Origin of the sequence: Stenotrophomonas sp. 2YAF22, assembly GCF_052114665.1 — a bacterium.
Classification (GTDB): domain Bacteria; phylum Pseudomonadota; class Gammaproteobacteria; order Xanthomonadales; family Xanthomonadaceae; genus Stenotrophomonas; species Stenotrophomonas indicatrix.
Genome location: NZ_JBFRFE010000343.1, coordinates 1 through 4,562, shown reverse-complemented (window position 1 = coordinate 4,562; position 4,562 = coordinate 1). Strand labels below are relative to the sequence as shown.

The 4,562-nt window shown below is 67.4% G+C and carries 2 protein-coding genes and 1 pseudogene; 2 read left to right on the top strand and 1 reads right to left on the bottom strand.

Annotated elements, in window-relative coordinates; all coding sequences use genetic code 11:
• Window positions 1-99: 99 nt before the first annotated feature.
• Window positions 100-1,464: a 2-oxoadipate dioxygenase/decarboxylase HglS gene (hglS, locus tag AB4Y84_RS13955; RefSeq protein WP_442250300.1), complete on the top strand. Its 1,365-nt coding sequence runs from the start codon at window positions 100-102 to the stop codon at window positions 1,462-1,464.
• Between the two features lie 181 nt (window positions 1,465-1,645).
• Here hglS and AB4Y84_RS13950 read toward each other — a convergent pair whose 3' ends face one another.
• Window positions 1,646-3,160 (bottom strand): acetyl-CoA hydrolase/transferase family protein, encoded by a 1,515-nt coding sequence (locus AB4Y84_RS13950; protein ID WP_442244703.1) that lies wholly within the window; start codon window positions 3,158-3,160, stop codon window positions 1,646-1,648.
• Window positions 3,161-3,535: 375 nt separating this feature from the next.
• Here AB4Y84_RS13950 and AB4Y84_RS13945 point away from each other — a divergent pair.
• A pseudogene (locus AB4Y84_RS13945) lies at window positions 3,536-4,562 on the top strand (bifunctional [glutamate--ammonia ligase]-adenylyl-L-tyrosine phosphorylase/[glutamate--ammonia-ligase] adenylyltransferase); the annotation flags it as partial.

Below are 4,562 nucleotides of genomic sequence, written 5' to 3'. Positions count from 1 at the left end.
ACCCATCGCAGGTCATGTTGCTCTGCGTATCGCCGCCGCCGCGCGCTCCGGCGACAATACGGGTCCGAGCTGTTCCCCGTTCCCGTAATCGAGTGACTGATGAGCGCCTCTTTCGTTTCGCCTGATGTGATCCGCCGCCTGTTCGCCCAGGCCATGTCCCGCATGTACCGCACCGAAGTGCCGTTGTACGGCACGCTGGTGGAACTGGTGGAGCGGATCAACACGCAGGTCCTGGCGCAGGACCCGGCGCTGGCCGCGCAGCTGCTGCGCAACGACGAGCGTGCCCGCCTGGATGAAGAACGCCATGGCGCGATCCGYGTCGGTACCCCGCAGGAACTGGCAACCCTGCGCCGCCTGTTCGCGGTGATGGGCATGTACCCGGTGGGTTACTACGATCTGTCGGTGGCCGGCGTGCCGGTGCATTCCACCGCCTTCCGTCCGCTGACCGCCGCCGCGCTGGCACTGAACCCGTTCCGCGTGTTCACCTCGCTGCTGCGCCTGGAGCTGATCGAAGACGAGGCACTGCGTGCACAGTCGGCCGAAATCCTCGCCCGCCGCCGCATCTTCACCGACGACGCACTGGCGCTGATCGACCAGGCCGAGCGTGACGGTGGCCTGACCCAGGCCGATGCCGAGCGCTTCGTCGAGCAGGCGCTGGAGACCTTCCGCTGGCATGGCGACGCCACCGTCGATCTGCCGACCTACCATGCCCTGCACAAGGCGCACCGGCTGGTGGCCGACGTGGTCAGCTTCCGTGGCCCGCACATCAACCACCTGACCCCGCGCACGCTGGACATCGACGCTGCGCAGGCGGCGATGATCGAGCACGGCATGGCCGCCAAGGCGGTGATCGAGGGCCYGCCGCGTCGCGCCTGCCCGATCCTGCTGCGGCAGACCAGCTTCAAGGCGCTGGAAGAGGCCGTGCACTTCCCGGGCAACGAAGGCGGCGACGCCGGTACCCATACCGCGCGCTTCGGCGAGATCGAGCAGCGCGGCCTGGCGCTGACCGCCAAGGGACGCGCGCTGTACGACCAGCTGCTGACGCAGGCGCGCGATGCCGGCGGCGCGGGCAGCACCGGTGGCGACTATGGGCAGCGCCTGCAGGCGGTGTTCGCTAGCTTCCCGGATGACCACGACACGCTGCGCCAGGAAGGCTTGGGGTATTACCGCTACCAGCTGACCGACGCTGGCCGCGCCGCGCCGGAGCGCGTGGCCGATCTGCCGGCCGAAGTGCTGGTTGCCGCGGGCCTGGCCACGGCCGACCCGATCGTCTACGAGGACTTCCTGCCGGTCAGTGCCGCAGGCATCTTCCAGTCGAACCTGGGCGGTGGCGAGCAGCGCGCGTACGCCGCCCATGCCAATCGCGAGGCCTTTGAACAGGCGCTGGGCGCGGCGGTGAACGATGAGTTCGAGATCTACGAGCGCATCCAGGCCGAATCGCTGGCGAGCCTGCGCACCGCCTGAAGGTGTGCCGGCCGCTACAGGGAGCCGGCGAGCGATGTCCGATTGCTGGTAGTGCCAGCCGCTGGCCGGCAGCTTTTGGGCCAGGCGAGCATCCGGCGTGCGGCCGTTGCTGAGGGGAGCCGGCCAGCGGCACTACCGGATGTGGGCAAGAAAGGCCGGGCATCTGCCCGGCCTTTTCACATCAGCCCTTCATCGTGCCCGTATCCAGCCACCGCTGGTGCCACGACAACGCCTCCGGCAGCAGGTGCGGGGTGTGCTTGCCGTAACTCTCGCGGCTGGCGCGATCGAAGTAGTCCTGCAGCTGCGCGCGGAAATCCGGGTGCGCGCAGTTGTCGATCAGCACCTGCGCGCGCTTGCGCGGGGTCAGGCCACGCAGATCGGCCAGGCCCTGTTCGGTCACGATCACCGACACGTCGTGCTCGGTGTGGTCGACGTGGCTGGCCATCGGCACGATCGCTGAAATGGTGCCGTTCTTGGCCGTCGACGGGCTCAGGAACGCGGACAGGAAACCATTGCGCGCGAAGTCGCCCGAACCGCCGATGCCGTTCATGATCCGCGTGCCCATCACGTGCGTCGAATTGACGTTGCCGTAGAGGTCCACTTCGATCATGCCGTTCATGCCGATGCAGCCGAGGCGGCGCACCAGTTCCGGATGATTGGAGATTTCCTGCGTGCGCATGATGATGCGCTCGCGGTAGAAATCGATGTTCTCCTTGAACGTCTCGTTGGCCTGCGGGCTCAGTGCGAAACCGGTGCACGAGGCATAGCTCAGCACGCCATCGCGCAGCAGGTCGAGCATGCCGTCCTGGATCACTTCGGTGAACGCCGCCAGGTCGCGGAAACCACTCTTGGCCAGGCCGGCCAGCACTGCGTTGGGGATGTTGCCCACGCCCGACTGCAGCGGCAGCAGGTTGGCCGGCAGGCGGCCGCGCTTCACTTCGTGCTGCAGGAACTCGATCAGGTGCGCGGCGATCTGCTCGCTGTTCGCATCGATCGGGCTGAACGGGCTGTTGCGGTCCGGGCCATTGGTGCGCACCACCGCCACGATCTTGTCCGGGTCGCAGCGCAGCGCGGTCTCGCCGATGCGATCGTTGGCATTGACCAGCGGAATCGGCTTGCGGTGCGGCGGCAGCGCGGTGCCGTAGTAGATGTCATGCATGCCATCGACGCCGGCCGGCTGCCACTCGTTGACCTCGATGATCACCTTCTTGGCCAGGTCCAGCCAGGTCTTGTTGTTGCCCAGCGAGGTGGAGGGCACCAGCGAGCCATCTTCGCGGATCGCCGAAACCTCGATCACGGCGGTATCGATCTCGCCGTAGAAGCCGAACCAGACGTGCTGGGCAACGTGGCTGAGGTGGATGTCGATGTAATCCAGCTTGCCCTCGTTGATGCGGTTGCGCGCATCCGGGTCGCTCTGGAACGGCATGCGCATGGCGATGCCATCGGCCTTGGCCAGCGCACCATCGAGTTCCGGCGCGGTGGAGGCGCCGGTCATCAGGCTGATCTGGAAGGGCAGGCCCTGGGCATGCACCGATTCGATGCGGCGGGCCAGTTCAACGGGAACGGCCTTGGGGTAACCGGAGCCGGTAAAGCCGCTCATGGCCACGGTTTCACCGGGCTGGATCAGCGCGGCTGCGGCCTCGGCGGAGACCACGCGGTCACGAAGACGCGCGTTGGCGATGCGATCAACAGTCATGACGACAGCGTTTCTGGGGGGAATCCCGATTATCGGCCATCCCCCGCCGTACGGGGGGTTCTACCTTCGTGGAATGGTGTTTCCGGCAACGCCTCTCCCATACCCGTCAGTTTTGTTTTGCAGTGCAGCGTGCAAAGTACTTTCGTACACCGCACGATGGCCCTGCATCCCGACGTGGGGGAGGGAGCAGAGCCCGCTGGCAGTTCGCTGCAAGCGGGCTTTTTTATTGCCTGTCGCCCAAGATGAATGCGCGGCCTCCATTATCGGTAGTGCCGGCCGCTGGCCGGCAACCCCAGCAACCTTCGGCGATATCGCAGCAAGCGGTCGCAGCCCTTCGCCGTTGGCAAAGAGATGCGACCCCGCGAGAATCAGTGCATGACCCTCGCCCCCGCCGAATTGCCCGCCACCCTGCAGCCCCTCGTCCACCGCGCGCTGGCGCGCCTGGCCCAGGCAGTGCCCGATCCCATTCCGGCCGAACTGCAGCCGATGCTGGTGCAGCTGGCCATCAGCAGCGACTTCGCCCTGGACACCCTCGTGCGCCAGCCCGGCCTGCTGGCGCAGCTGGCCGCGCCGGGCTGCCCGCCGCTGCCGGCGCCGGTGCTCGACCCGCTGCAGCCCAGTGACTGGCCGGCGCAGCTGCGGCGCTGGCGCACGGCGATGTCCACGCGCTTGATCTGGCGCGACCTGGCCGGCCTGGATGACGTGCCGCAGACCCTGGCGGGCGCCACCGCGTTGGCCGAGGACTGCCTGCGGTTGGCGCTGGACGCCCTGCAGCAGGAGTTCGCCCAGCGCCACGGGGTGATCGCCGATGACAACGGCCAACCGCAGCAGCTGGTGGTGTTCGGGCTGGGCAAGCTGGGCGGTGGCGAGCTCAACTTCAGTTCCGATGTCGATCTGGTCTACGCCTACGTGCAGGGCGGTGAATCCGACGGTCCGCGCGCGCTGGCGGCCGAGGAGTACTTCGCCCGCCTCGGCCAGCGCCTGGCCAAGCTGCTGGATGAAACCACCGTCGATGGCTTCAGCCATCGCGTCGACCTGCGCCTGCGCCCGTTCGGCAGCGCAGGCCGCGTCGCGCTGTCATTCGCTGCGATGGATCAGTACTTCCAGCGCGAAGGCCGTGACTGGGAGCGCTATGCCTGGTTGAAGGCGCGTGCGGTGGCGGGCGATATCGCCGCTGGCGAGGCCTGGCTGCAGACACTGCGTCCGTTCGTGTACCGCCGCTACCTCGATTTCACCGCGCTCGACGGCCTGCGCGAGATGAAAGCGGCGATCACTGCTGAAGTCGCCCGCCGCGAGATGCACGACGACATCAAGCGCGGTGCCGGTGGCATCCGCGAGATCGAATTCCTGTGCCAAGCGCTGCAGCTCATTCGCGGTGGCCGCGAGCCGGTGCTGCGTGAGC

Coding starts and splice junctions, on each gene's coding strand:
- AB4Y84_RS13950 (WP_442244703.1), bottom strand. CDS start 3,160: ATGACTGTTGATCGCATCGCCAACGCGCGTCTTCGTGACCGCGTGGTC.